This window comes from Streptomyces sp. NPDC093065, from assembly GCF_044754585.1.
Classification (GTDB): domain Bacteria; phylum Actinomycetota; class Actinomycetes; order Streptomycetales; family Streptomycetaceae; genus Streptomyces.
The window spans coordinates 337556-361492 of sequence record NZ_JBIVPJ010000004.1 but is presented as its reverse complement, the minus strand read 5'-3'; the positions used below and the strand labels follow the sequence as shown (position 1 = coordinate 361492).

Below are 23937 nucleotides of genomic sequence, written 5' to 3'. Positions count from 1 at the left end.
GTGTCGTGGACCACATATCCACGAACGCCGCATTCCCGGCGCCGGACCCCCTGATACCCGCCCCCCGAGGCGGGTATCGCTTTGTGCGGCTCAGGCCGGGGACGGGCCGCCGGTGACCGCCGCACCGACGGGCACGGGCCCGCGGCGGACACCGACGCTCGGTTCCCTCACGGGTGGTCAACTGCGAAGACTCGGGGCGGTCGCCGGCCTGTCCCGGGCCGATGTCGAGACCTACGCACAGGTCCTGACCGAGTCACTGGGCGGGGTGGCCGACCGGCCGCTGAGCCTGCCGCCGCCCACCCGCACCTTCCTGTCCGACGACCACACCCCCGTGGAGTTCTCCCTCTCCTTCCGACCGGACGCGGCACCCTCCATGCGGGTGCTCGTGGAACCGGGCTGCGGCGCAGACAGCCTGGCTCACAACGGCCGGGTCGGACTCGAGGCGATCCGGACCATGGCGCGGCGCTGGCACTTCGCCACCGACGTGCTCGACGAACTCCGCGACCTGTTCCTGCCGGCCGCTCCGCAGGGCCCCCTCGCCCTGTGGTGCGCTCTGGAGCTGAGGCCCGGCGGCGTACCCGGGGTCAAGGTCTATCTGAACCCGGCGGCAGGCGGGAAGGAACGTTCCGCCGCGACGGTGCGCGAGGCCCTGCACCGGCTCGGGCACCGGCAGGCCTTCGACAGCCTGCCCCGGGGCGCCGGACACCCGTTCCTCGCCCTGGACCTCGGGGACTGGGCGGAGCCCCGCGCGAAGGTCTACGTGCGGCACGACAACCTCACCGCCGGCCAGGCCGGGCGCCTGTCCCGGATGGACTCGGGTCCCGGGCCCGCGGCGGTCGAGGGATTCTTCCGCACGGCGGCGGGACTGGGCCCGGACGCGACGGGGCTCGGCGGGCGGCCCGGCCTGTCCTGCCACTCCTTCACCGACACCGGCACCGCACGGCCGAGCGGGTTCACCCTGCACATCCCGGTCAGGGACTACGTCCGGCACGACGGGGAGGCCCTGGCCCGGGCGTCGAGAGTGCTGCGCCACCACGGCATGGACGCCTCCGTGCTCGACCGCGCCCTGGCGGCCCTCACCGAGCGGCGGCCCGAGGACGGGGTGGGCCTGATCGCCTACCTGGCCCTGGCCCACCAGCGGGACCAGCCGCCGCGCGTGACGGCGTACCTCTCCTCGGAGGCGTACGCGGTGCGGCCGCCGGCCGTGGAGACCGCCCGCCAACCGCTGCCGGTGCCCTGACCGGACCGTCCGCACACGACAGGGCTCCCGGTGCGATCCACCGGGAGCCCCTGGTCACGGTCGTGGCCGGGCGCCGTCGCGGACTGCGCGAGGCGCCCGGCGGGACACTTACACGGGCAGCGACTCCCGGAACTCGGCCAGGTACGGGCCCACGTCGACCTGGATCGAGGCACCCTCCGTCCGGCCGTAGCGCTGGACGATGCCGGTGAGGTACGCGCCGATCTCCTCACGCATCTCCTGGACCGGGGGCAGTGCGGCGACGCCGTCGACGATCCGGGCCACCCACTGGGCCTGGGCCTCCACCAGGCGGGTGATCGCGCCCACCGGCCGCACCAGTCCGACGAAGTACAGACCGGGCCGGTCCGCCGGGACGACCCGTCGGTACAGCTCCACCGAGCCGTCCGCCGCCACCGGGCAGCCGGCGGGCAGGAACGGGAAGGTCATGTGGAAGCCGGTGCAGTAGACGACCGCGTCGGCGGTCTCCGCACTGCCGTCGGTGAACACGACCCGGTCGCCGTCGAACGAGGCGATCGCGGGCTTCGGGGTCACCGCCCCGTGCCGGATCCGGCTGAGGATCTCGTCCGAGAGGGTCGTCGCGGAGGAGAAGACCGGGTGGTCGGGCTCGGGCAGGCCGTAGTCCGAGAGCCTGCCGCGCGCCACCAGCAGGGCCTGCTCCACCCACTGGCGCCGCTCGGCGAAGGACATCTCGTTCCACCACGGGGCTTCGGCGATCTCGTCGACCGACATGCCGAAAAGCTGCTTGGGCACGATGTGCAGTCCCCGGCGCACGGACAGCAGGGTGCGCTCCGCGTGCCGGGAGAGGTCCGCCGCGATGTCCACCGCGGAGGCGCCGAGACCCACGACGACGACGCGCCGGCCGGCGAAGTCGCCGCCGTCGCGGTAGTCGAGGGAGTGAAGAATCGTTCCGGCGAAGGAGTCGGCACCGGCCGGAAGGGGATCGGGCAGGGCCGGGTCGGTGTGGTGGCCCGAAGCGACGACCACCTGCTCGAACCGCCGCGAGGCCTGCGCGCCGTCCGCGCCCCGGCTGACGACGGTCCACATGCCGTCCGGGTCCCGGCGCACGGACACCACCTCGGTCCGCGGCTCGACGTGGCCGAGCAGGCCCGCCCACTCGGCGAAGGACCGCAGGTAGGCGGCGACCTGGTCGTGCCGCGGATAGAGCGGGTACGAGGAGGGCATCGGGAAGTCCGCGTAACCCGTCAGCTGCTTGGCGGTGTTCAGGTGCAGGGTCTGGTAGCCCGGGCCCCGCTCGCCGGCACCGGGCCGGCGCCAGATCCCGCCGACGTCGTCCGCCTTCTCCAGGCAGACGAAGGAGATGCCGCGCTCCTTCAGGGCGTGGCCCACCGCGAGCCCCGACAGGCCCGCACCGATCACACACACACGCACGAGATGTCCCCCAGGATCTACTCAACCTCCCCCGATCACGCACTTACTGCCCATCCGTGTCTTCACGCACACCGGAGCGACCGAGGAACAGACGTGTCGGTGATCACGTTTCACGTACCCCGCAGGTCCCACACCCGGCGGATCTTGCCGAGCGAGCGCTCCAGGGTCTCCGGCTCGACGACCTCCACCTCGACGGTGACGCCCACGCCGTCCTTGACGCCCTGGGCGATCGCCCCCGCGGCGGCCTCGCGCTGCTCGGGTCCGGCGTCGGGCCGGGCCTCGACCCGTACGGTCATGTGGTCCATGCGGCCGCGTTCGGTGAGCCGGATCTGGAAGTGCGGGGCGACGCCGGGCGTGCGCAGCACGATCTCCTCGACCTGGGTGGGGAAGACGTTCACCCCGCGCAGGATGATCATGTCGTCGCAGCGGCCGGTGACCTTCTGCATCCGGCGGAAGGCGGGACGCGCGGTGCCGGGCAGCAGCCGGGTCAGGTCGCGCGTGCGGTAACGGATGACCGGGAGCGCCTCCTTGGTGAGGGAGGTGAAGACGACCTCGCCCTCCTCCCCCTCGGCCAACACGGCATCCGTGAGCGGGTCCACCACCTCGGGGTAGAAGTGGTCCTCCCAGACGTGCAGCCCGTCCTTGGTCTCGACGCACTCCTGCGCAACGCCGGGGCCGATCACCTCGGACAGGCCGTAGATGTCGACGGCGTGGATGTCCATGCGCTCCTCGATCTCGCGCCGCATCTCCTCGGTCCACGGCTCGGCGCCGAAGATGCCGACCTCGAGGGAGGTGCTGCGCGGGTCGACGCCCTGCCGCTCGAACTCGTCGAGCAGGGTGAGCATGTAGGACGGGGTGACCATGATGATCTCGGGACGGAAGTCCTGGATGATCTGCACCTGACGTGCCGTCATGCCGCCGGACGCGGGGATCACCGTGCAGCCGGCGCGTTCGGCGCCGTAGTGCGCGCCGAGGCCGCCGGTGAACAGGCCGTAGCCGTAGGAGATGTGCACCTTGTGGCCGGGGCGGCCGCCGGCGGCGCGGATCGAACGGGCTATGACGTCCGCCCACATGGACAGGTCGTCGTCCGTGTAGCCGACGACGGTGGCGCGGCCGGTGGTGCCGCTGGAGGCGTGCACGCGCCGCACCTCGGACATCGGCACGGCGAACATGCCGAAGGGGTAGGTGTCCCGCAGGTCCGCCTTGGTGGTGAAGGGGAACCGGGACAGGTCCGCCAGGCTGCGGCAGTCGTCGGGGCTCACTCCGGCGGCGTCGAACTTCTTGCGGTACAGCTCCACGTTGTCGTAGGCGTGGCGCAGGGTCGCGCGCAGCCGGTCCAGCTGGAGCTCGCGGAGCTGCTCACGGGACAGGCGCTCGGCGTCGTCCAGCAGGTCGTGGGGGAGTGGCTCGCCCGGTCGGGGTGCCGGGGCCGCCCCGGTCGTCGGCTCAACTCTCATCGCGACTCCTTCGTCGTCGTGCCCGGCGTCTCGCGCGCGGTGTCGTCCCCGGTGCCGCGGCCGCCTCCGCTGTCCACGGGCGCAGCGGGCGAAGTCGTCGCCGGCCGCGGCGCGTCGTCGCGCGCGCTGCGGCTGCGCCCGCGGAACTCCGCGATCAGCTCCTCGCCGCGCCGCACGCTCACGTCGTAGATCCCGCTGCGCCCGTAGCGGGCGCGCTCCTCGGCGCGGGCCACGAGCACGTCGCCCTCGCGCGCGGGGGCGACGAAGACGATGTCGGCGCCGGCCGCCACGGTCACCGGGCCGTGGCTGTTGCAGGCGCAGGCGAACGCGGTGTCGGCGAGCAGGAAGAGGAAGCCGCCGTGGGCGATCCGGTGCCCGTTCACCATCGCCGGGGTCACGGTCATGCGGAGCACGGCGGTTCCCTCGCCGTGCTCCATCAGCTCGATGCCGAGCCCCCGTGAGGCCTCGTCCGCGCAGAACATCGCCTCCGTGGGCGTCTGCTCAGTGGACTGCGACACCGTACCCACCATCCCTGTCTCCCGACCGACCATTCGGTTAGCGCGCGGCAAGGCCAAGTAATCCAGCCACGCGGCGGCGCTGTCAAGAGTGCGACCGGTGGCGGCCCGGCTCTTGCCCGGCGCGCGGAAACACGTCACACTGATACCGAACGAATGGTCGGTTGGGAAGCTGGTGACGATGACCACGACACACGCCGCCGAGGCGCCGCCCCCGGACGCGCCGGACGGACTCCAGGAGCACTTCGACGCGACGATCGCGCGCGACCAGCGCGTCGAGCCGCGGGACTGGATGCCCGACGGCTACCGCAGGACGCTGATCCGGCAGATCGCCCAGCACGCGCACTCGGAGATCATCGGCATGCAGCCCGAGGGCGAGTGGATCACCCGGGCGCCGTCCCTGCGGCGCAAGGCGATCCTCTTCGCCAAGGTCCAGGACGAGGCCGGCCACGGCCTGTACCTGTACTCGGCCGCCGAGACCCTCGGGGCGGACCGCGAGGACCTCACCCAGCGGCTGATCGAGGGCCGCCAGAAGTACTCGTCGATCTTCAACTACCCGACCCTCGGCTTCGCCGACGTCGGCGTGATCGGCTGGTTCGTGGACGGCGCCGCGATCTGCAACCAGGTGCCGCTGTGCCGCAGCTCCTACGGACCCTACGCGCGCGCGATGGTGCGCATCTGCAAGGAGGAGTCCTTCCACCAGCGGCAGGGCTACGAGCTGCTGATGACGATGATGCGCGGCACCGCCGCCCAGCGCGAGATGGTCCAGGACGCGGTGAACCGCTGGTGGTGGCCGTCCCTGATGATGTTCGGCCCGCCCGACGACGCCTCACCCAACTCGGCGCGGTCGATGGCCTGGAAGATCAAGCGGCACAGCAACGACGAGCTGCGCCGGCGCTTCGTCGACATGACCGTCCCGCAGGCCGAGAAGCTGGGCGTCACGCTGCCCGACCCCGAGCTGCGCTGGAACGAGGAGAGCGGTCACCACGACTTCGGCACCCCCGACTGGGACGAGCTGATGCGCGTCATCAAGGGCGACGGGCCCTGCAACGACCGGCGGATGGAGCGGCGGCGCACCGCCCACGAGGAGGGCGCCTGGGTGCGCGAGGCGGCCACCGCCCACGCCGCCAAGCAGGCCGCCCGCGCGAAGAAGGGAGCGGCGGCATGAGCGCCGTGCAGTCCGGGAAGCAGGGCTGGCCGCTGTACGAGGTCTTCGTACGCGGCAAGCGCGGTCTCAACCACGTCCACGTCGGCTCGCTGCACGCCGCCGACGACGCCATGGCCCTCACCCACGCCCGCGACCTCTACACCCGGCGCAACGAGGGCGTGAGCATCTGGGTGGTGCGCTCCGAGCACATCGCCGCCTCCACCCGCGACGAGAAGGACCCCTTCTTCGCGCCCAGCGCCGACAAGGTCTACCGCCACCCGACCTTCTACGACATTCCCGACGACGTCCCCCACATCTAGGAGCAGGGCATGAGCGACGACCACGTCTACCTCACCCTGGCCGAGGGGCACGAGGACGACACCCGCTGGGCCTACGGCACCGGCTTCGAGGACCCGCTGCACGGCGTCGACACCACCGTGCCCGAGGGCGTCGACGCCGGTGAACTGGCCGCCGAGTGCGTGGCGCTGGCCGACGACGCCCTGGTGAGTGCCCAGCGGCTGGCCGAGTGGGTCACCCGGGCGCCGGAGCTGGAGGAGGAGGTGGCGCTGGCCAACATCGGCCTCGACCTGCTCGGTCAGGCCCGCCTGCTGTACTCCCGCGCGGGCCAGGCCGACGGCACCGGCCGCGACGAGGACGCCTACGCCTACTTCCGCGACGCCGGCGACTTCCGCAACGTCCGCCTGGCCGAACCGCCGGGCGGAGACTTCGCGTTCGCGGTCGTGCGGCTGCTGGTGCTGTCCAGCTGGCGCCTGGCCCACTTCCGGCGGCTGAAGGCCCACCCGGACCCGGTGCTCGCGGCGGTCGCCGCCAAGGGCGTCAAGGAGCTGACGTACCACCGGCAGTACGCCGCCGAGTGGTGCGTGCGGCTGGGTGACGGGACGGACGAGTCGCACCGCCGGACGCGCGCCGCTCTGGACGAGGTCGCCCCCTATCTGGGCGAGCTGCACACGGCGTACGACGTGCGGGACGAGGTCGCCGACGACCTGCGCCAGGTCACGGAGGCGGCCGGACTGACCCTGCCCGTGTACCGTCCACTGCCCGGCTCGGGCCGCGCCGGTGAGCACACCGAGCACCTCGCGCCGCTCCTGACCGAGCTGCAGGGCGTCGCCCGAGCCCACCCGGGGGCGACATGGTGAGCCGGGGCCCCGCACTCCTGGACGCCCGCCGCGCCCGGCACGTGGCCGAGCAGGTGCCCGACCCCGAGCTGCCCATGCTGACCCTCGCCGACCTCGGCGTCCTGCGCGACGTCGAGGTCTCGGGGGACGGCACCGTGGTCGCGAGCCTGACCCCCACCTACTCGGGCTGCCCCGCCATGGCGGAGATGCGGGCGGACGTCGCCGCGCGGCTGCGCGAGGCGGGGTACCCGCGCGTGGAGATCCGCACCGTCCTGGACCCGCCCTGGACCAGCGACTGGATCACCGAGTCCGGCCGCCTGAAGCTCGCGGAGCACGGCATCGCCCCGCCCGGAGCCGCACCCAGCGGTCCGGTCTCCCTGGTCCTGTCGCCCACCCGGCCTGCGGTGCCCTGCCCCCGCTGCGGGTCGGCGGACACCGAGGAGACCTCCCGCTTCGCCGCCACGTCCTGCAAGGCGCTGTGGCGCTGCCGGGCCTGCCGCGAGCCGTTCGAGTACGTCAAGGAGATCTGATGGCCCCGACCGCCCCCGTCCCGGCGGCCCCCGTCCGCACCCGCCGCCGGCCCGCCTTCCACACCCTGCGCGTCGCCGCCGTCGAGCGGCTGTGCGCGGACGCCGCGGCCGTGAGCTTCGAGATCCCCGACGAGCTGGCCGGGGAGTTCGCCTTCGCGCCCGGACAGTCGCTCACCCTGCGGCGCGAGGTGGACGGCCGGGACGAGCGCCGCTCCTACTCGATCTGCGCACCGGCCGGTGCGGCGCCGCGCATCGGGGTGCGGGTGGTGCCCGGCGGACTGTTCTCGGCGTGGCTGGTCGAGGACGTGCGGCCGGGCGACACCGTGGAGGTGATGGCTCCCACCGGCCTCTTCACTCCCGACCTGACCTCCCCCGGCCACCACGTGCTGATCGCGGCCGGCTCGGGCATCACCCCGATGGTCTCCATCGCCGAGTCGGTGCTCGCCGCCGACGACCGCTCCACCGTCACCCTCTTCTACGGCAACCGCCGCACGGACACGGTGATGTTCGCCGACGAGCTGGCCGACCTGAAGGACCTCCACCCGACCCGCTTCCACCTCGCCCACGTGCTCTCCCGCGAGCCCCGCGAGGCCGAGGTGCTCTCCGGTCGCCTGGACGCCGGACGGCTCTCGGCGCTCATCGGCTCCCTGCTGGACGTGGAGCGCGCGGACCACTGGTGGCTGTGCGGCCCGCAGGGCATGGTCGCCGACGCCCAGCAGGTCCTGGCCGGCCTCGGCGTCCCGGCGGAGCGCGTCCACCGGGAGCTGTTCTACGCCGACGACGAGCCCGTCCGGGAGGTCCGCCACGAGGAGAGCGGCCCCGAGGGGCCCGTCAGCGAGGTCACCGTCACCCTGGACGGCCGCTCCACGACCTCCCCGCTCTCCCGCGAGCGGTCGATCCTCGACGGGGCCCAGCAGACCCGCCCCGACCTGCCCTTCGCCTGCAAGGGCGGGGTCTGCGGAACCTGCCGGGCCCTGGTCACCGACGGCAGTGTCGACATGCGCCGCAACTACGCGCTCGAGGCGGCGGAGGTCGACGCGGGCTACGTCCTGACCTGCCAGTCGTACCCGGTCTCCGAGAAGCTGACCGTGGACTACGACAGCTGACCCCGGCGCGGCCCGCGCGCCCTCAGGCGGGGTTGTCGCCGTGGGTGAGGGTCTCCCAGGCGACGAAGAGGTTGTTCGTGCCGGAGGGGCGGGTGCGCTCGGTGAGGGCCTGGGTGTTGGTCATGGCGAAGCCGAGGCGGTTGTGCATGGCGTTGTAGCCGACCTCGGTCACCGGTCCCAGGCCGAGGTTGAGCCGTCCCCCGCACAGCCAGCTCGGCGCACCCGCGCCCTGCTGGTACTTCGCCTGGAAGCCGAGCGCCTGCCGCAGCCGCTCGCCGACGTCGGTGCCGTAGAGGTCCTGGCCCTGGATCCGGCTGGTCTCGGCGACGTGCGAGATGGACGAGATGCCGTATCCGGTGTGGGTGAAGTCCCGGCAGGTCTCCTGGGTGAGGCCGGTGACGAAGGTGGACTGGCCCTGCCAGTAACCGACGATCTTGTCCCGGGTGTTGAGGTTCTGGCTCGGCACCGTCCTGGGCAGGGCGCCGTCGGACTCCAGGTAGACGTACGCGGCCGTGCGGGTGCGGAACTTGCCCATCGCCTTGTCGTAGGACGCCTTGTCCTCCAGGAAGACGGAGATGCCGACGGCCGCCTCCATCATCGTCAGCTCCCAGTTGCCGTTGGAGTTGGAGCCGTTGATGATCTTGGGCAGATAGACGTCGCGGAGCATGGTGGCGAAGCGGCCCGAGTTCGCCCAGGTGCCGCCGTACGTGTACTTGATGATCTCGGCGGCCCTGGGCCACGAGGAGCCCGCCCAGCCGGTCTGCAGCGGCGCGTTGCTGTTGGTGTGGTCGCGGATCACGGCGGACCAGGCGTCCATCAGCTCGATGGACTTGCGGGCGTAGCGCTCGTCACGGGTGACGTACCAGGCCAGCGCGTTGGTGTAGGCCGCGATCGCGTCCTCGCGCTCGTCGGTGCAGCCGTAGTTGGGGTTGGAGTAGGAGCCGCACTCGACCACCGCGCGCGGCTTCGGTGTGCGGTTCAGGTCGGCGTACCGGCTCGCCATCATCTGGTCGAAGGCGCCCTTCCAGGGCTGGGCCCCGGCCTGGACCTCGGCGCGGACGAAGTCGAGCTGGCCCCGGGAGACGGTGACCCCGGGGTGCGTGAATGCGGCCGGTGCGGCGTCCGCGCGGGGAGCGGTCGAGCCCGGGCCGGCGAGCAGGGTGCCGACGAGGGCGGCGGTGAGGGCCGCGAGGAGCGCGGTGCGGGATCTGCGGTGACTGCGCGTGGGAGCAGAGGACATGTGGGGGGTCCATCCGTTCGTGTATGTGAACGCTGAATGTCTTTCTGAACGTTCGACTGGGCCGTGACGATAGGTAGAGACCAATGGGGCGTCAAGAGGCCACGCAGGAATGCGGGAGCGTCCGGCCCGGCGGAGGCGGGCGAACACTATGAACGCAACGGCGGAAGGGGTGGCTCCGGCTCCGTCGTGTTCCTAACATCCCTGCTCGCAGCGCAACTTCGCGCCGTTCCCCAGCAGCAGAGCACGTACAGGAGCCGCACCTTGCCCACACTCCACGCTCCCGCGCACGACGCCGGGCCCGCCCGCCGCAGAAGCCGCCCGGCGGTGGTGGCCGCCGTGCTCGCCGCCGTCCTCCTCGGCACCGCAGGCAATGTCTCCGCCGCTCCCGCGCGGAGCGCGGAACAGCCCGCGGGCGGGCGGCCGGTGGCCGCCGACTGCCCGCCCGCCCTCGCGGACAAGGCCACCTGCTACACCGGCCAGGACGCCGACGGCGCCTTCTACACGATGGCCGTGCCCCACCGCTGGAACGGATCCCTCGTCGTGCACGCGCACGGCGGCCCCGACCTCGGCGACGCCTCCGACCCGTCCCGCAGCACCGAGGACCTGGAACGCTGGGCGGTGATGGTCGACCAGGGATACGCCTGGGCCGGCTCCTCCTACCGGCGCGGCGGCTACGGGGCCCGCATGGCGGCGGCGGACACCGAGAACGTACGCCGCCTGTTCACCGACCGTTTCGGCCGGCCGGAACACACCTACCTGCACGGCCAGTCCTGGGGCGGGAACGTCGCCGCCAAGGTCGCCGAGACCTACGGCCGGCGGCCCGGCGCCTACGACGGGGTGCTCCTGACCAGCGGCGTCCTCGGCGGCGGCTCGCGTGGCTACGACTACCGCGTGGACCTGCGGGTGGTCTACCAGTACTACTGCCACAACCACCCGCGCCCGACCGAGCCGCAGTACCCGTTGTGGCAGGGCCTGCGCCCCGGCTCCACCATGACGACCGCCGGGCTGCGCTCGCGCCTCCAGGAGTGCACGGGCTACGCCTCCGACCCGGCGGACCGCACCGCGCTGCAGCAGCGCAACCTCGACGACATCCTCGCCGTCACCGGCATCCCGGAGCGCACCCTGGAGTCGCATCTGCGGTTCGCCACCTTCACCTTCCGGGACATCGTGACCGACCGGCTCGACGGCCGGAACCCCTGGAGCAACCGGGGGGTGCGCTACACGGGTTCGCACGACGACAAGGCGCTCAACGCCGGTGTCGAGCGCTTCTCGGCCGACCGCACCGCACGCCGGGACCTGTCCTTGGACAGCGACCTCACCGGCAGGGTCTCCCTCCCCGTCCTCACCCTGCACGCCATCGACGACCCGACGGCCTTCGTGGAGCACGAGGCGGCCTACCGGGCCACACTCCGGGGGGCCGGCCGGGACGGGAACCTCGTCCAGACGTTCACGGACGAGCACGAGCACAGCGCGCTGAGCGACTCCGAGTACGCCAACTCCCTCTCGGCGCTGGACACCTGGGCCCGCACCGGCCGCAAGCCGAGCCCGCGTTCGATCGCCGCCTCCTGCGACACCTTCGACGCGACCTACGGCGACGGCTGCTTCTACGACCCCGGCTTCCACCCCTCGCCGTACGCCTCCCGGGTGCGGCCCCGGCCGGGCGGCCTCACCTGGCCCGCCATGACGGCCGCGCAGGAGAGGGCGTGGAGCAGGATCGAGGGCGTCGGGATCGCGCCCTAGCCTCTCTCCGCCAGCACCGCCCGGATCACATGACGGGCGTTTCCGGCCATCGCGGGGTTGGTCCTCCGGTAGTGCGGCAGGGCGATCAGCGCCTGGGAGAGGGTGCGGCCCCGGCCGCGCCGCCAGGTCGCCGCGTCCACGCCGAGTGCCTCCCGGAAGACCTCCCTCGCGCCGGCCGGCAACAGGTTCCACGCCGGGAAGAGGTCGCAGGCCGGATCGCCCACGCCCATGCACCCGAAGTCGATCACCCCGGTGAGTCTGCCGCCGGTCACCAGCAGGTTGCCCGGCATCAGGTCCGCGTGCAGCCAGCGGGGCGGCCCGTCCCAGGCCGGGGAGTCCAGCGCGTCCTGCCACACCTCGGTCAGCGCGTCGCAGTCGACGCCCTCCCCGGGCAGGGCGCGCAGTTCGCCGAGCGCGGCCCGCGTCGACTCGTCGAGCGTGGCGAGCGGCCCGCCCCGGTACGCCTTCGGCGCGTGAGGCAGGGTGATGCTCCGCATCGCCGTCACGAACCCGGCCAGATCCTCCGCCAGCGACACCGGATCCGTCAGCCCCCCCGGCCTCGGGGATCTCGCCGGGCAGCCACCGGTAGACCGACCAGGGCCACGGGTAGCCCTCGGCCGGCTCGCCTTCCCCGAGCACCTCGGGCACGGCGGTGGGCAGCAGGGGCGACAGCCGGGGCAGCCACTCCCGCTCCGTCGCCACGTCCGCCACGCCGCCCCCGACCAGCGGCAGCCGGACGACCATGTCCTCGCCCAGCCGGTACATCGCGTTGACCGTGCCGCCGGAGGGGTGGCGCCTCAGGGGCAGCCCCGCCCAGTGCGGGAACCGGCCTTCCAGCAGCCGCCGTACGAGACGGTCGTCGAGGTCGTACGGGCCCCGGCGCCCCTGCCCTGAACTCATGGGCCTCATCCGACCCTTCGACGCGCACGGCCGTCAACCGCTTTCCCGGCCGACGAGCGCCGCTCCCGCCGCCGTGCCCGCCGCCGTCAGCAGAGCGCCCGGCAGCGACCACGTGGCCAGGGGCCCCGCGACGGCCGCCCCCAGGGCGAAGGCGGTGATCTTGAGGCTCGCCCCGGTGGTGAAGATCTGGCCGCGCAGGTGCTCGGGGGACTCCCGGTGGCGCACCGCGAAGAGCGCGGTGAGCTGCGGACCCTCGCCGATGCCGAGGACGAGTGCGGCCACGAGGAGCGCGGCCGGCCGGCCCGTCGCCGCCAGGGCCAGTGCCGCGGCCTGGACCAGCGCCGCGAGCCGGACGATCGTGTCCGGGGCGACGGCGCGCGGATGCCGCGCGAGGACCGCGTTGGCCGCCAGGGACGAGACCGCCGCGCAGGCGAACAGCAGGGCTCCGCGCCCGGCCCCGCCGAGAACCCGCGCGCCCAGCAGCGGGACGCAGGCCGTCAGCATGCCCTGCGCCGCGCAGCAGACGACCGAGACGAGGGTCGCCCGTGCCAGCGGCGGGCGCCGGACGATGACGCGGAACCCGGCGGCGAGAGCGACGGCCACGGGTGCCTGCCGTCGCTGCGGGGCCGTGCCGGTGCGCGCGGGCAGCCGCCACGCGACCGGCACGGCTGCGGCGACCAGTGCCGCGGCGACCACGACCCCCGTGGAGGCACCCAGCGCCTCGGCCGCGCCGCCCGCGAGAGCCGGACCCGCCAGGCTCGCCGCGCCGAAGGTCATCGCGTCCAGCGCGTTGGCCCTGGACAGCCGCTCCTTCGCCGCCACCCGGGGGAGCTGCGCGGTCCAGCCGCCCGACAGCGCCGGACCGAGCAGCCCCGTGACCACCGCGAGCAGCACGGTGCAGGCCGTCGGAAGGCGGCCGAGCCCCGCGAGGATCGCGGTCAGACCCGCCGCGTACAGCGCGAGCGCGCAGGCCAGGAGGCGGCCCGGCTGCACCGCACGGTCCAAGAGGGCCCCGAGCACCGGTCCACCGGCCGCGGCGGCGACCGTGATGCCCGCGAGCAGCGACGACGCGCCCGTCGCCGATCCGGTGAGGGCGAGCCCGGCCAGCAGCAGCGCGGGACCCGACATCTCGTCGCCGGCGCGCGCCGCCATGGCCCCGGCCAGGTAGGAGCGTACGGAGTAAGGCTTCGGCACCGGGCCGACGTTACGGAGGTAACTCAAAACTCCGCAATATGCGTTACATTCGGCCGATGCCCTCTCGTGCCGCTCCTCCCACTGCTCCCGGCTCCGCCGATCCTCCCGAAGGCGACTGGTCCACCAGGCACTCCGTGCTGTCCACGGCGCGGCGCACCGCCGCCCTCGTCAACGTGCTCTCGGGCGGCCCTCCCGGCCCCGGCTCCGCCCCCGAGCCCGACGCGGTCGCCGACGTGCTGCGCGCATACGGCGAGAGCGGTCCCGTCGCCCTCACCTCCACGGATGTCGACGGGATGCGCGCGGCAGCCGTCCTGCTGCGGGAGGTCTTCGCGGCGGACTCCGCAGACGCCGCCGCGCACGTCCTGAACCGCCTCCTCGAGGCGCACACGGGGGCGCTCCGGCTGACGTCCCACAAGGGCGGGACGCCCTGGCACCCCCACCTCGACGGCGGTGACGACGCGCCGTGGCCGGAATGGTTCCTGGCCTCGTCCTGCATGGCGCTGGCCGTCCTGGTCTGGGACCGCCAGCGCCCACCCGGCAGGTGCTGTGCGTCCGGTGCCTGCCGCAACGTCTTCATCAGCCAGGGCAGCGGTCCGGAGCGCCGCTACTGCTCACGCCGCTGCGCGACCCGCGAGCGCGTCGCGGCGCACCGGCGCCGAGGCTGACGGGTACTCAGACGCCGAACTCCGAGGACGGGATTCCGAGCGCCGTGCACGCCTCGCGGACCGCGTACTGCTCGGACTGCTCGAAGGAGCCGTCGGCCCCGGCGACGACCATGCCGGTCTGGACGACCGCACGGGCCTCCGCGGGCTTCTTGGCGGCCTTGGCGATCACCTGCAGCGCCTCGGCCCTGCCCTGCTCGAAGTTGCCGAGGAGCCGGTCCACGTGCTGGTTGAACCGCTGGCGGAGCTGGTCCGCCGGGAAGTTCTGCAGGACCTCGTTGGAGACGATCAGCTCCTCCACGCGCTGCCGCTCCGACGGCTCCACCCGTCCGTCCGCGGCGGCGACCAGCGCGCACATGGCCATGCTGGCGTCCCGGTAGGCGCCGCTCTTGAGTTCGTTCTTGGCCGAGGCGAGCTGGGACTTGAACATCCCGATCAGCTGGGCCCTGGAACCGCCGGAGGACGAGCCCGGCCTGCCGCCCCCCAGAGGTCCGTGCGGCCCCTGTCCGGAGCCGCCCCCTCCCCGAGTGCCCTGGGACTGCTGGAAGGTCTTGGCCTGGTCCTTGATCTTGTCCCACATCGCCACTCGTGCCACCCCGGCTTCTGTCGCTGGTATCGGTCTGTCCTCGGCCGCGATCTCCCGCGGTCACCACGATGAACGCACCCGGGAACCAGCGGGTTCCCGAAAGGCAAAGAAAAGGCAAAGCGGCTTGGCGGTCCGCCGCTACTGGGGCGCCGGACGGGCCCGGTCCTGGTCCGGGGCGCCGGTGTGCCGGCGGCAGGACGCGTCGTGCCGTGTGCCCACAGAGGTCCACCACCGCTCGCAGCAGTCGTCGTGGACGGGGACGCGGACGGCGGGGCCGGTGCACTCCGGGCCGTGCACGGCGCCGTAGGAGTGCCGCCAGAACGCGCAGCACGGTTCGAGACCCGCACCGAGCCGCCGGCGCGGGCGGGGACGGGCGAGGTGCTCGGCCCGCAGTGCCAGGGCGAGGGCGCGCCGGTGCAGGGCACTCTCACGCGCGGCGCACCAGGCGAACACGGCGGCGGCGTACAGGCCGGGCAGGGCGAGCCAGGGATGGTGGGCGGCCGCGTACCCGGCGGCGGCGAGAAGGAGTACGGCGGCGGCACGGCACGCGCGCGCGGTGCGCAGGCTCGGCGTCACAGGGAACTCCCGTAAGTCGGCGGGGGAGAGGGCCTCGGGCCATCCGTATGCCCCCGGTTCGCCGTCCTACGTCTTGAGAACAAATCCGTTGCGGTCACCCACCGCGGTCCCCGACCCTGCTTCTCATGCCCCCTGCCGACCTGCGGCCGGCCACGCTCGCCGACGCCCCCGCCATCACCGGACTCCTCAACGAGATAGACCGGATCGAGATCGGCCGGCCCGAGACCGACCAGCACACCGTCGAAGCCGACCTGAAGCACCCGCGCACGGACCCGGCCCGGGACTCGTGGCTCGCCCTCGACGGCGGCCGGCCGGTGGCGTACGGGCTGCTGTGGGACGAGTCCGGCGGGGAGCGCGTCGACATCGACCACTACGTGCTGCCCGACCACCAGCAGTCCGGGCTGCGCGTGCTGGTGGCCATGGAGACCCGCGCCCTGGCCGTGGCGCGGGCGAACGGAGCGGAGCGCGCCGTCGTCCACCTCCACCTCAACTCCCGGCCCACCACCGACACCGCGCTCCTCACCGAGCGCGGCTGGAGCGTCGTGCGCACCCACCACGTACTGCGCCGCACACTGGACCCGGCGGCCGACCGCCTGCCCGCGGCCCCGGCGGGCGTGCGGATGCGGGCGTGCGCCACGGAGGCGGACCGCGTGAAGGTGCACGAGCTGCACCAGCGGTCGTTCGCACAGCACTTCGGCTTCCAGCCGCGCGAGTACAGGCAGTGGCTGGACGACATCGGCGCCGAGGCGCTGGACTGGTCCCTGGTGTGGATCGCCGGCACCGACGACCTGGGCGACGCCGGATTCCTGCTGGCCCGGGACGACCGCGAGGCCATGGGCTGGATTCGCAGCATCGGGGTGCTGCGGGAGGCCCGGGGCCGGGGCCTGGGCGGCCTCCTCCTGCGCCACGCCTTCGCGCACTTCGCCGCGCGGGGCCGGGACACGGTGGGCCTCGGCGTCGACACCGCCAACGCGACGGGCGCCCCGCGGCTGTACGAGCGCCACGGCATGACGCTCCACTTCGCGGTCGACACCTGGGAGGCCGTGCTCGCCTGAGGGCACCGGCGGCAGACTCCAGTGCGCGCGGGGGACCGTCAGGGGCGGCTGCCCCGCCACGGACTCAGGACCGCTCCTGAGCGTGGTGGCCCAGGGCCGCGCTGCGGCTCGTCGCCAGATGACGGAGTACCAGTTCCTGGACGCGGTCCACATCGCGTGCCGCGATGGCCTGGTAGAGCGCCTCGTGCTCCAGGGCGACGGCGAGCAGGTCGTCGTGCTGGCCCAGGAGCCAGCGCAGCCGGCTGCGCAGGACCCGCTCCAGCTCGTTGAGCAGCTCGTTGGCGGCCAGGGAGACCACGGTCTCGTGGAAGTCGGCGGCCGCCCGGCGGGCCCGGACCGCGTCGTTCGCACGGGCCGCGTCGAGCTCGGCGTCCACCGTGGCGCGCAGCCGCTCCAGCCCCTCCCGCGTGTGCCGTTGGGCGGCGAGCCGGAACCCCAGGGTCTCCAGGCCCGAGCGGACCTCGTCCAGGTCGGCGATGTCGCTCGTGGTGAACTCCCGCACCACCGCCCAGCTCCGCGGCCTCGGTGTCACCAGACCCTCCGAGACCAGGATCTTCAGGGCCTCGCGGACGGGGAGCCGGCTGACGCCGAGGGACTCGGCCAGCTCCCGCTCGACCAGGCGGCTGCCCGGGCCCCGCACACCGTCGATGATCTCGTCGCGCAATCGCCGCGTGACCCGCTCGGACTCGGGCATGAAGCCCTCTGACGCAGCCATCGCCGTCCCTCGTGTGTCTTCCCGTTCCCGGCACGCCGACCGCGCCGTGCGGAGCGGCGGTCGGGCGGCCCGTCAGAATACCCCGGAGGCCGCGGGCGGCCGGGGCGGGACGGCGCGGCGACGGGTCAGCCCGCCCGCGGGGGCCAGTTGACGATCCGCTTGGGACGCGGGCGGGCGTAGGTGCGCACCTTGGACGTGGACAGGCCGAGCCGGACCAGGGACTCCGCGACCGTCACGGCGGCGGCCACCCCGTCGACCACGGGGACACCCGTACCCTCCACCACGCGTTCGGCGAGACCGGCCATGCCTCCGCAGCCCAGGCAGATCACCTCGGCCCGGTCGTCCTCGACCGCGCGGGCGGCCTGCTCGGTGATGGCGTCCACGGCGGCCTGCTCGTCCCGCTCCAGTTCGAGCACGGCGAGCCCGCTGGCCCGCACCGAGGCACACCTGGCGATCAGTCCGGCCACCTCCAGCCGTTCCTCGATCAGGGGGACCGTACGGTCGAGGGTCGTGACGACGGAATACCGGCGGCCCAGGTACTGCGCGGTGCTCGCCGCCGCCTCGGTGATGTCGACGACGGGCACGTCGAGCAGTTCCTGGAGCCCCTCACGCCCGTGTTCGCCGTACCCGGCCTGGACCACCGCGTCGAACGGTTCCGGATGGGCGCGGACGGCCTCCGTCACCGCGACCGCGGCGAGGTAGCTCTCGTAGTTGCCCTCGACGGACTCCGCGCCGAAGGCCGGCGTCAGCGGCACGATCTCGGTGCCGGGGGACGCGGCGTCGGCGGCCTGCTTGCCGATCGCGTCGGTGATGGACTGCGTGGTGTTGACGTTGACCACGAGGATGCGCATGGGGGCCTGGGCCTTCTGCTCGGACGGAGTGTCCCGCGACGGGGCGGGGGCGGGCGGTGCGGGGCTATTCGGCGGCGACGGCGATGGCCTCGCCGTCCACGTCGCGGATCGGCGCGGCACGGTCGGCGACGACCGCGTACACCGCCGCGGCGATGATCGCGCCGACGAACCAGGAGAAGCCGGCCGCGGCGTGGAAGAAGGGGACGAGGGCGACGACGACGGCGATGGCGGCGCCGGGGACGAAGGCGGCGACGGCACGCGGGTTGTAGCCGCGGCGGTAGTGGTACTCGGCGCCGGCGTCCTCCGTGTAGAGGGCCGGTACGTTCACGCGGGACTTCCGCAGCAGCCAGTAGTCCGCCATGATCACGCCGAACAGCGGCCCGAGCAGCGCGCCGAGCCCACCGAGGAAGTAGTTCACGACGACCGGGCTGTTGTAGAGGTTCCAGGGCGTGATCACCAGGCCCAGGACCGCGCTCACCAGACCCGCGCGGCGGAAGTCGAGCCGCTGCGGGAAGAGGTTGACCAGGGCGTAGATGGGCGCGACGAAGTTGGCCAGCAGGTTCACCGCCACCGTGAGGGCGATGAGGCAGAGCGAGGCGACGGCCAGCAGGAACATGTTGGGGATGGTCCTGACGATGTCCGTCGGGCTGGTGATGACGTGCCCGTCGAGGGTGAACTGCGCCCCGCTGAGGACCGCCACGATGACGGCGAAGAAGAGCATGTTCAGCGGGATGCCGATCACGTTGCCGCGGACGATGGACCCGCGGCTGCGCGCGGACCTGGTGAAGTCGCAGAAGTTGAGTACGAACGTCCCGTAGATGACCACCCACAGGGCCGCGGCCTGGAAGACCTGGAGCCACATGGCGCCGCCGGTGAGCGGATCGCCGACGGACACGGAGACCGAGCCGTCCGCCCGGACGAACATCCACACCGCCAGCGCACACATGGTGAGCAGCGTGGTGGGGGCGGCGAAGGCCATGTACCGGCGGATCATCTGCATCCCGTAGCTGACGATGAGCACCTGGACGGCCCACAGCGCCAGGAAGGTGATCCAGCCGAGCGTCGACTGGCCGAGCAGGGAGTTCGTGTCCAGGGAGGCCAGGGAGGGGAACATGGCCACCAGGAGAGTGCTCAGCACGGCGGAGGCCAGATAAGTCTGGATACCAAACCAGGCGATGGCGACGGCACCTCGGACGGCGGCCGGAACCTTGGCTCCTCTGATGCCGAAGGCGATGCGGCTCATGACGGGGAACGGGACGCCCGTCTTGTGGCCCATGAACCCGGACAGCGTGAGCAGGAGGAAGAGCAGGACCGAGGCGAGCGCGAAGGCCGCGAGGATGCCCCACACGTTCAGCCCGAGGGCGAACAGTCCGATGGCGAAGGCGTAGTTGCCGAGGCTGTGCACGTCGTTGGCCCACAGGGTGAAGACGTTGTAGGCGCCCCAGCGGCGCCCTTCCCGCTTCGTCGGGGCGAGGTCGTACGTGTAGAGGCCGGAGCTGGTGGGGGTGCCGCCGGTCCGGGTGGACGGGCGGCGGTCTTCCAGGGCAGTCATACGGGACTCCTGGGTGCAGGTGCGGGGAGTTGGAGGCTTTCACGAAGCGGAAGCGGCTTTCCGGTGCCCAGAACGTAGTTTTCGCCAAACCGCACCGTCAACAGGTCTGCGGCAAATGGAATACCATTTTTGGCCCTGTTGACAGCCCTGCGGGCCGTCCCTATCTTGACGGCCCGTCATTACATCGATGGAAAGCGATGTAAAGAGCTGTGGAGAGGACCCCCACGTGCTTCCCGGCCCCTCACCCCGTCCGCCCGCCCGCCTGGGCCTGCTCGTCGCCGCCCTGCTCGGCCTCGTCGTGGGCCTGCTGCCCGGACTCGGCGCACCGTCCGCCGCGGCGCCGGCCGCATCCGAACCCCGGGCCGCGGCCGCCGGCGCGTTCCGCAACCCGCTCAACACCGGACCCGACCCGTTCGTGACGCACTGGAACGGGAACTACTACCTCACCACCACCCAGGGCGACAGCATCAGGATGTGGCGCTCACCGTCCCTGGGCACGCTGATGACCGCCGACCCGGTCACGGTGTGGACGGACACCGCCCCGTCCCGCAACCGCAACATCTGGGCCCCGGAGTTCTACCGCTTCGGCGACCGCTGGTACCTCTACTACACGGCCGACGACGGCGTCGACGACCACCACCGGCTGTACGTCCTGGAGTCGGAACGCGACGACCCGGCCGGTCCCTACCACTACAAGGCCGAGCTCGCCCCGCCCAACCACGCCGACGACTTCGCCATCGACGCGGGCATCCTGCAACTCGGCGGCCGGCTCTACCTCGCCTACAGCGGCATCAACCAGTACCAGCACAACGGGATCAACATCGCCCCGATGTCCAACCCGTACACCGTCTCCGGCGACGCTGTCGCGATCGACGCCGCGGGCGGCTGCCCCGAGGTGCGGGAGGGCCCCGAGTTCCTCTACCGCAACGGCCGCGCGTGGATGACGTACTCCACCTGCGACACGGGCAAGCCCGACTACCAGGTCTGGATGATGTCGATGCCGCTGGACGCCGACCCGCTGGTGCCGGGGAACTGGCGGCAGCACCAGGGAGCGGTGTTCTCGCGGGCGGACGACCGGGGCGTGTTCGGGCCCGGCCACCACGCCTTCTTCACCTCCCCGGACGGGACCGAGGACTGGATCGTCTACCACGCCAAGACCACTTCGGTGAACACGTACACCAACCGCACCACCCGGGCGCAGAAGTTCACCTGGCGGGCCGACGGCACCCCCGACTTCGGCCGTCCGCTCGCGATGGGCGCCACCCAGGACCTGCCCTCCGGCGACCCCGGCTCCGGCAACTACTGGATCAACGACGACGGCCGCGCCGGCGGCCCGGGGAGCGTCACCTACACCGGCGCCTGGAACTCCGGGACGGGCTGCGCCACGCAGTGCTTCTGGAGCGACGACCACTTCAGCGACCGGGCCGGCGCCACGGCCACCTTCTCCTTCACGGGCACCCGGATCGCCCTGCTCTCCGTGAAGGACACCGGCAACGGCTACGCGGCCGTCAGCATCGACGGCGGGCCCGAGCAGCGGGTGGACCTCCACAACCCGATCCGCGTCGGTGAGGCGGTGCAGTACGTGAGCCCACGGCTCGCGAACGGCGGCCACACTCTGCGGATCAGGGTGACGGGGGAGCACAACGCCCAGTCCGGGGCGTCCTTCGTGAGTGTCGACCGGGCCGAGGTCTACACGAACTGACCCCTTCCCCGGCCGGCCGGCACCGGTCCGTCAGGCCCGCCCGTGGCCCTCCGTGCTCTCCCTCAGGACGAGTCGGTGGGCCACGATGCGGTCCTGTGGCGCCTGCACCCCCGACTCGACGCCGTCCGGAGCCGTGGCCTCCTCGATGCGGTGCTGGAGCAGGTGTACGGCGACCTTGGCCACCGCCGCCTTGTCCGGGGCCACCGTACTCAGCGTCGGGACGCTGAACCGCCCGCCCTCCACGTCGTCGAAGCCGAGCACGGCGACGTCCTCGGGCACCCTGACCCCGTGCTCGTGCAGGGCGCGCAACGCACCGAGTGCCAGCTGGTCGTTGAGGCAGAGCAGCGCGTCGGGCCGCGCACCCCCCTGGAGCGCCCGCGCCACGGCCCGCGCACCGTCGGGCATCCGGAAGGAGCCGACCGGCAGCAGCGCGGCCGGATCATAGGGGAGGCCGGCCTCCGCCAGAGCGGCGCGATAGCCCCGGGTGCGGGCCTGGGCCGTCCCCAGACCCGGGTCGTCGAGCCCGCCGAGGGCGAGTATCGCGCGGCGCCCGAGCCCGATCAGATGGCGGGTCGCCTCGCGCGCGGCACCCTCGTTGTCGATGGCCACATGGTCGGCGCCCTCCTCCAGCAGCTCCCCGAGCAGCACCGTGGGCGGGAAGCCCGTGCGGTCGCGCAGGTCGTCGGCGGTCAGGGCGAGCGGGCTGAGGATGATCCCGTCCACGAAGGTGGAGCCGAACCCGGCCAGCGCCGCCAGCTCGTGCGCGCGGTCGGCCCCGGACTGGTGGATCAGGACGGTCAGGGACCGCTCCTCGGCCTCGCGGATGACATGCCGGGCCAGCTCAGCGAAGTACGGTATGTCCAGTTCCGGGACCACGAGCGCGATGATGCCGGTTCTGCCCTTGCGCAGGTGACGGCCGGCCAGGTTCACCCGGTAGCCGAGGTGTTCGATGGCCTCGCGCACCACCTGCCTGGTCCGGTCGGAGACATGGGCGTAGTCGTTGATGACATTGGACACCGTCTTCTCCGAAACGCCCGCATGACGTGCGACGTCCTTGATCCTGGGCCGTGCCACCGAGACCTCCCTGCCTCCTCGTGCGCGCCGACCGAGTCTATGTCCCGGTGCGTGGGAGGGGTTCGGCGCAGGTCCACTTCCACTCAGCTCTTTACAGCCAATGTACATCGATGTAAAAACTAGCCACCGCATGAGCTCCGGCCGTCGAAAGGTCCGCGATGAGTTCCCATCTGCCTGCCCAGGGGGTGCCGGCCGGGTCCGACCCGGTCCCCCGCCCCAGCCGCCGCCGGTTGCTGCGCAACGCCATGGCCGGGGCGGGAGCCCTGCTGGCCACGGGCCCGCTGTCCGGCTGCGCCTCACCGGCCTCCGCCTCCGGGGCGTCCTCCCTGAGCGTCTGGGACCTCTTCCAGGGCGGCGACGGCATGCTCATGGACGACATGATCGGCGCCGTGTCCAAGGGCGCCGGGGGAGCCAAGGGCTTCGAGGTCGACCGCACGATCCTCGACTGGGGCCCGTCGTACTACACCAAGCTCGCCATGTCCGCGGCCGGCGGACGGGCCTCCGACGTGGCCGCCATGCACCTGTCCCGGCTGGCGGGATACGCGCCCGGCGGCCTGGTGGACGCCTTCGACCTGGACCTGCTCGCCGAGTACGGCGTCACGGAGAAGGACTTCACCCCCGCGGTGTGGTCGCGCACCCGGCACGAGGGCACCGTCTACGCGATCCCGCTGGACGTCCACCCCTTCATCGTGTTCTACGACAGGAAGGCCGCGGAGAAGGCCGGGCTCCTGGACACCTCCGGCGAACTGGCGCCCATGGGCTCGCCCGAGGCCCTGCTGGAGGCGGGCAAGGCCCTCGCGGAAGCCACCGGGGAGGCGGGCATCCTCTTCGGCCACGTCACCGACACGGCACAGAACTGGCGCCTGTTCGCCGGGCTCTACGCGCAGACCGGCGCCGCGTTCGACCTGCCGGACGGCGGCCCCCCGAAGATCGACGTCGACGCCGCCGTACGCGTCGTCACCCTCATGACGCGGCTCTTCGACGGCAGGACCAACCCCAACAACCTGGACTACAACGGCGCGCTGGCCGCCTTCACCAACGGCCGCGGCGGCATGGCGATGCTCGGCGAGTGGGAGCTGCCCACGCTGAAGAAGTCCGGTGTCGAGCTGGGCGCCGCACCCTTCCCGCAGGTCTTCGACAAGCCGGCCGTCTACACCGACAGCCACAGCTTCGTCCTCCCGCACCAGGACAGTCCCGACCCGGCCCGGCGCCGCGAGGCCCACCGGTACGTCGCCCAGATACTCAAGCAGAGCCTCACCTGGGCGAGCGCCGGCCACATCCCCGCGTACCAGCCCGTCCTCGCGGAGCCGGAGTACGCCGCCCTCAAACCCCAGTCCTCCTACGCCGACGCCGCGAAGGTGGCGGTGCTCGACCCGCCCAACTGGTTCGCGGGCGCCGGTTCCAACTTCCAGAACCGGATGTGCCAGCCGCTCCAGTCGGCGCTGCTGGGCAACACCACCCCCGAAAAGGCGGTGCGGCAGATGGTCCGCGAGGCGGACACGCTGCTGAGCCAGCCCAACCCGGTGGCCTGACCAGCGAAAGGAGTGACCGA

At 72.6% G+C, this 23937-nt stretch carries 22 protein-coding genes and 1 pseudogene; 11 read left to right on the top strand and 12 right to left on the bottom strand.

Annotated features, from left to right (window positions below):
• Positions 1-112 precede the first annotated feature (112 nt).
• On the top strand, positions 113-1240 hold the full coding sequence (locus tag ACIQFU_RS10115) for a tryptophan dimethylallyltransferase family protein (RefSeq protein WP_402550394.1): 1128 nt from the start codon (positions 113-115) through the stop codon (positions 1238-1240).
• Positions 1241-1348: 108 nt separating this feature from the next.
• On the opposite strand, the gene ACIQFU_RS10110 is transcribed toward ACIQFU_RS10115, so the two are convergent.
• From ACIQFU_RS10110 to paaI, 3 genes are all read right to left on the bottom strand, one after another.
• A complete protein-coding gene (locus ACIQFU_RS10110) occupies positions 1349-2647 on the bottom strand; it encodes a flavin-containing monooxygenase (protein ID WP_402550393.1) in 1299 nt (432 codons plus the stop codon).
• Between the two features lie 110 nt (positions 2648-2757).
• On the bottom strand, positions 2758-4104 hold the full coding sequence (paaK, locus tag ACIQFU_RS10105) for a phenylacetate--CoA ligase PaaK (RefSeq protein WP_402550392.1): 1347 nt from the start codon (positions 4102-4104) through the stop codon (positions 2758-2760).
• Positions 4101-4634: a hydroxyphenylacetyl-CoA thioesterase PaaI gene (gene paaI, locus ACIQFU_RS10100; protein ID WP_402550391.1), complete on the bottom strand. Its 534-nt coding sequence runs from the start codon at positions 4632-4634 to the stop codon at positions 4101-4103. Before paaI ends, paaK begins: the two co-directional genes overlap by 4 nt.
• Positions 4635-4800: 166 nt before the next feature.
• On the opposite strand from paaI, the gene paaA reads away from it, so the two are divergent.
• Genes paaA through paaE form a run of 5 tightly spaced genes read left to right on the top strand, consistent with a single transcriptional unit; the run spans position 4801 to position 8538 of the window.
• Positions 4801-5787 (top strand): 1,2-phenylacetyl-CoA epoxidase subunit PaaA, encoded by a 987-nt coding sequence (paaA, locus tag ACIQFU_RS10095; protein WP_402550390.1) that lies wholly within the window; start codon positions 4801-4803, stop codon positions 5785-5787.
• Entirely contained in the window at positions 5784-6086 is a 303-nt protein-coding gene (gene paaB, locus ACIQFU_RS10090; RefSeq protein ID WP_402550389.1) for a 1,2-phenylacetyl-CoA epoxidase subunit PaaB, read from the top strand. Before paaA ends, paaB begins: the two co-directional genes overlap by 4 nt.
• A 9-nt stretch (positions 6087-6095) precedes the next feature.
• Positions 6096-6923 carry a 1,2-phenylacetyl-CoA epoxidase subunit PaaC gene (paaC, locus tag ACIQFU_RS10085; RefSeq protein WP_402550388.1) on the top strand — a complete coding sequence of 276 codons (828 nt, stop codon included), beginning with the start codon at positions 6096-6098 and terminating at the stop codon, positions 6921-6923.
• Positions 6917-7432 carry a 1,2-phenylacetyl-CoA epoxidase subunit PaaD gene (paaD, locus tag ACIQFU_RS10080; protein ID WP_402550387.1) on the top strand — a complete coding sequence of 172 codons (516 nt, stop codon included), beginning with the start codon at positions 6917-6919 and terminating at the stop codon, positions 7430-7432. The genes paaC and paaD overlap by 7 nt, the downstream gene beginning before the upstream one ends.
• Positions 7432-8538 (top strand): 1,2-phenylacetyl-CoA epoxidase subunit PaaE, encoded by a 1107-nt coding sequence (gene paaE / locus ACIQFU_RS10075; protein WP_402550386.1) that lies wholly within the window; start codon positions 7432-7434, stop codon positions 8536-8538. The genes paaD and paaE overlap by 1 nt, the downstream gene beginning before the upstream one ends.
• 22 nt (positions 8539-8560) lie before the next feature.
• Here the strand turns inward: paaE and ACIQFU_RS10070 are convergent, their stop codons facing one another.
• Positions 8561-9778: an alginate lyase family protein gene (locus ACIQFU_RS10070; RefSeq protein WP_402550385.1), complete on the bottom strand. Its 1218-nt coding sequence runs from the start codon at positions 9776-9778 to the stop codon at positions 8561-8563.
• A 261-nt stretch (positions 9779-10039) separates the two neighbouring features.
• On the opposite strand from ACIQFU_RS10070, the gene ACIQFU_RS10065 reads away from it, so the two are divergent.
• Positions 10040-11518, top strand: a complete 1479-nt coding sequence (locus tag ACIQFU_RS10065) for a DUF6351 family protein (RefSeq protein ID WP_402550384.1) — start codon at positions 10040-10042, stop codon at positions 11516-11518.
• Here ACIQFU_RS10065 and ACIQFU_RS10060 read toward each other — a convergent pair.
• Together ACIQFU_RS10060 and ACIQFU_RS10055 are read right to left on the bottom strand one after the other, a co-directional pair.
• Positions 11515-12418: pseudogene (locus ACIQFU_RS10060) on the bottom strand (aminoglycoside phosphotransferase family protein). The gene ACIQFU_RS10065 and the pseudogene ACIQFU_RS10060 sit on opposite strands and share 4 nt — an antisense overlap.
• Before the next feature lie 33 nt (positions 12419-12451).
• Positions 12452-13612 carry an MFS transporter gene (locus ACIQFU_RS10055; protein WP_402550383.1) on the bottom strand — a complete coding sequence of 387 codons (1161 nt, stop codon included), beginning with the start codon at positions 13610-13612 and terminating at the stop codon, positions 12452-12454.
• 56 nt (positions 13613-13668) lie between these two features.
• Here ACIQFU_RS10055 and ACIQFU_RS10050 point away from each other — a divergent pair, with 56 nt between their 5' ends.
• Complete coding sequence (locus tag ACIQFU_RS10050) at positions 13669-14277, top strand: CGNR zinc finger domain-containing protein (RefSeq protein WP_402550382.1); 609 nt, start codon at positions 13669-13671, stop codon at positions 14275-14277.
• A gap of 7 nt (positions 14278-14284) precedes the next feature.
• Here ACIQFU_RS10050 and ACIQFU_RS10045 read toward each other — a convergent pair whose 3' ends face one another.
• Positions 14285-14860: a tellurite resistance TerB family protein gene (locus ACIQFU_RS10045; protein WP_402550540.1), complete on the bottom strand. Its 576-nt coding sequence runs from the start codon at positions 14858-14860 to the stop codon at positions 14285-14287.
• A gap of 138 nt (positions 14861-14998) precedes the next feature.
• A complete protein-coding gene (locus ACIQFU_RS10040; protein ID WP_402550381.1) occupies positions 14999-15436 on the bottom strand; it encodes a hypothetical protein in 438 nt (145 codons plus the stop codon).
• Between the two features lie 125 nt (positions 15437-15561).
• On the opposite strand from ACIQFU_RS10040, the gene ACIQFU_RS10035 reads away from it, so the two are divergent.
• Positions 15562-16491 carry a GNAT family N-acetyltransferase gene (locus tag ACIQFU_RS10035; RefSeq protein WP_402550380.1) on the top strand — a complete coding sequence of 310 codons (930 nt, stop codon included), beginning with the start codon at positions 15562-15564 and terminating at the stop codon, positions 16489-16491.
• A gap of 64 nt (positions 16492-16555) precedes the next feature.
• Here ACIQFU_RS10035 and ACIQFU_RS10030 read toward each other — a convergent pair whose 3' ends face one another.
• The 3 genes from ACIQFU_RS10030 to ACIQFU_RS10020 form a co-directional block, all read right to left on the bottom strand.
• On the bottom strand, positions 16556-17206 hold the full coding sequence (locus tag ACIQFU_RS10030; RefSeq protein WP_402550379.1) for a GntR family transcriptional regulator: 651 nt from the start codon (positions 17204-17206) through the stop codon (positions 16556-16558).
• Between the two features lie 125 nt (positions 17207-17331).
• Complete coding sequence (locus ACIQFU_RS10025; RefSeq protein WP_402550378.1) at positions 17332-18057, bottom strand: aspartate/glutamate racemase family protein; 726 nt, start codon at positions 18055-18057, stop codon at positions 17332-17334.
• 64 nt (positions 18058-18121) lie between these two features.
• A complete protein-coding gene (locus ACIQFU_RS10020; RefSeq protein WP_402550377.1) occupies positions 18122-19609 on the bottom strand; it encodes an NCS1 family nucleobase:cation symporter-1 in 1488 nt (495 codons plus the stop codon).
• 226 nt (positions 19610-19835) lie between these two features.
• On the opposite strand from ACIQFU_RS10020, the gene ACIQFU_RS10015 reads away from it, so the two are divergent.
• Positions 19836-21311, top strand: a complete 1476-nt coding sequence (locus ACIQFU_RS10015) for a family 43 glycosylhydrolase (protein ID WP_402550376.1) — start codon at positions 19836-19838, stop codon at positions 21309-21311.
• A 30-nt stretch (positions 21312-21341) separates the two neighbouring features.
• Here the strand turns inward: ACIQFU_RS10015 and ACIQFU_RS10010 are convergent, their stop codons facing one another.
• Entirely contained in the window at positions 21342-22385 is a 1044-nt protein-coding gene (locus ACIQFU_RS10010) for a LacI family DNA-binding transcriptional regulator (RefSeq protein WP_402550375.1), read from the bottom strand.
• A 158-nt stretch (positions 22386-22543) separates the two neighbouring features.
• Between ACIQFU_RS10010 and ACIQFU_RS10005 the strand changes: the two genes are divergently transcribed.
• Positions 22544-23917, top strand: a complete 1374-nt coding sequence (locus tag ACIQFU_RS10005; RefSeq protein WP_402550374.1) for an extracellular solute-binding protein — start codon at positions 22544-22546, stop codon at positions 23915-23917.
• Positions 23918-23937: the final 20 nt, after the last annotated feature.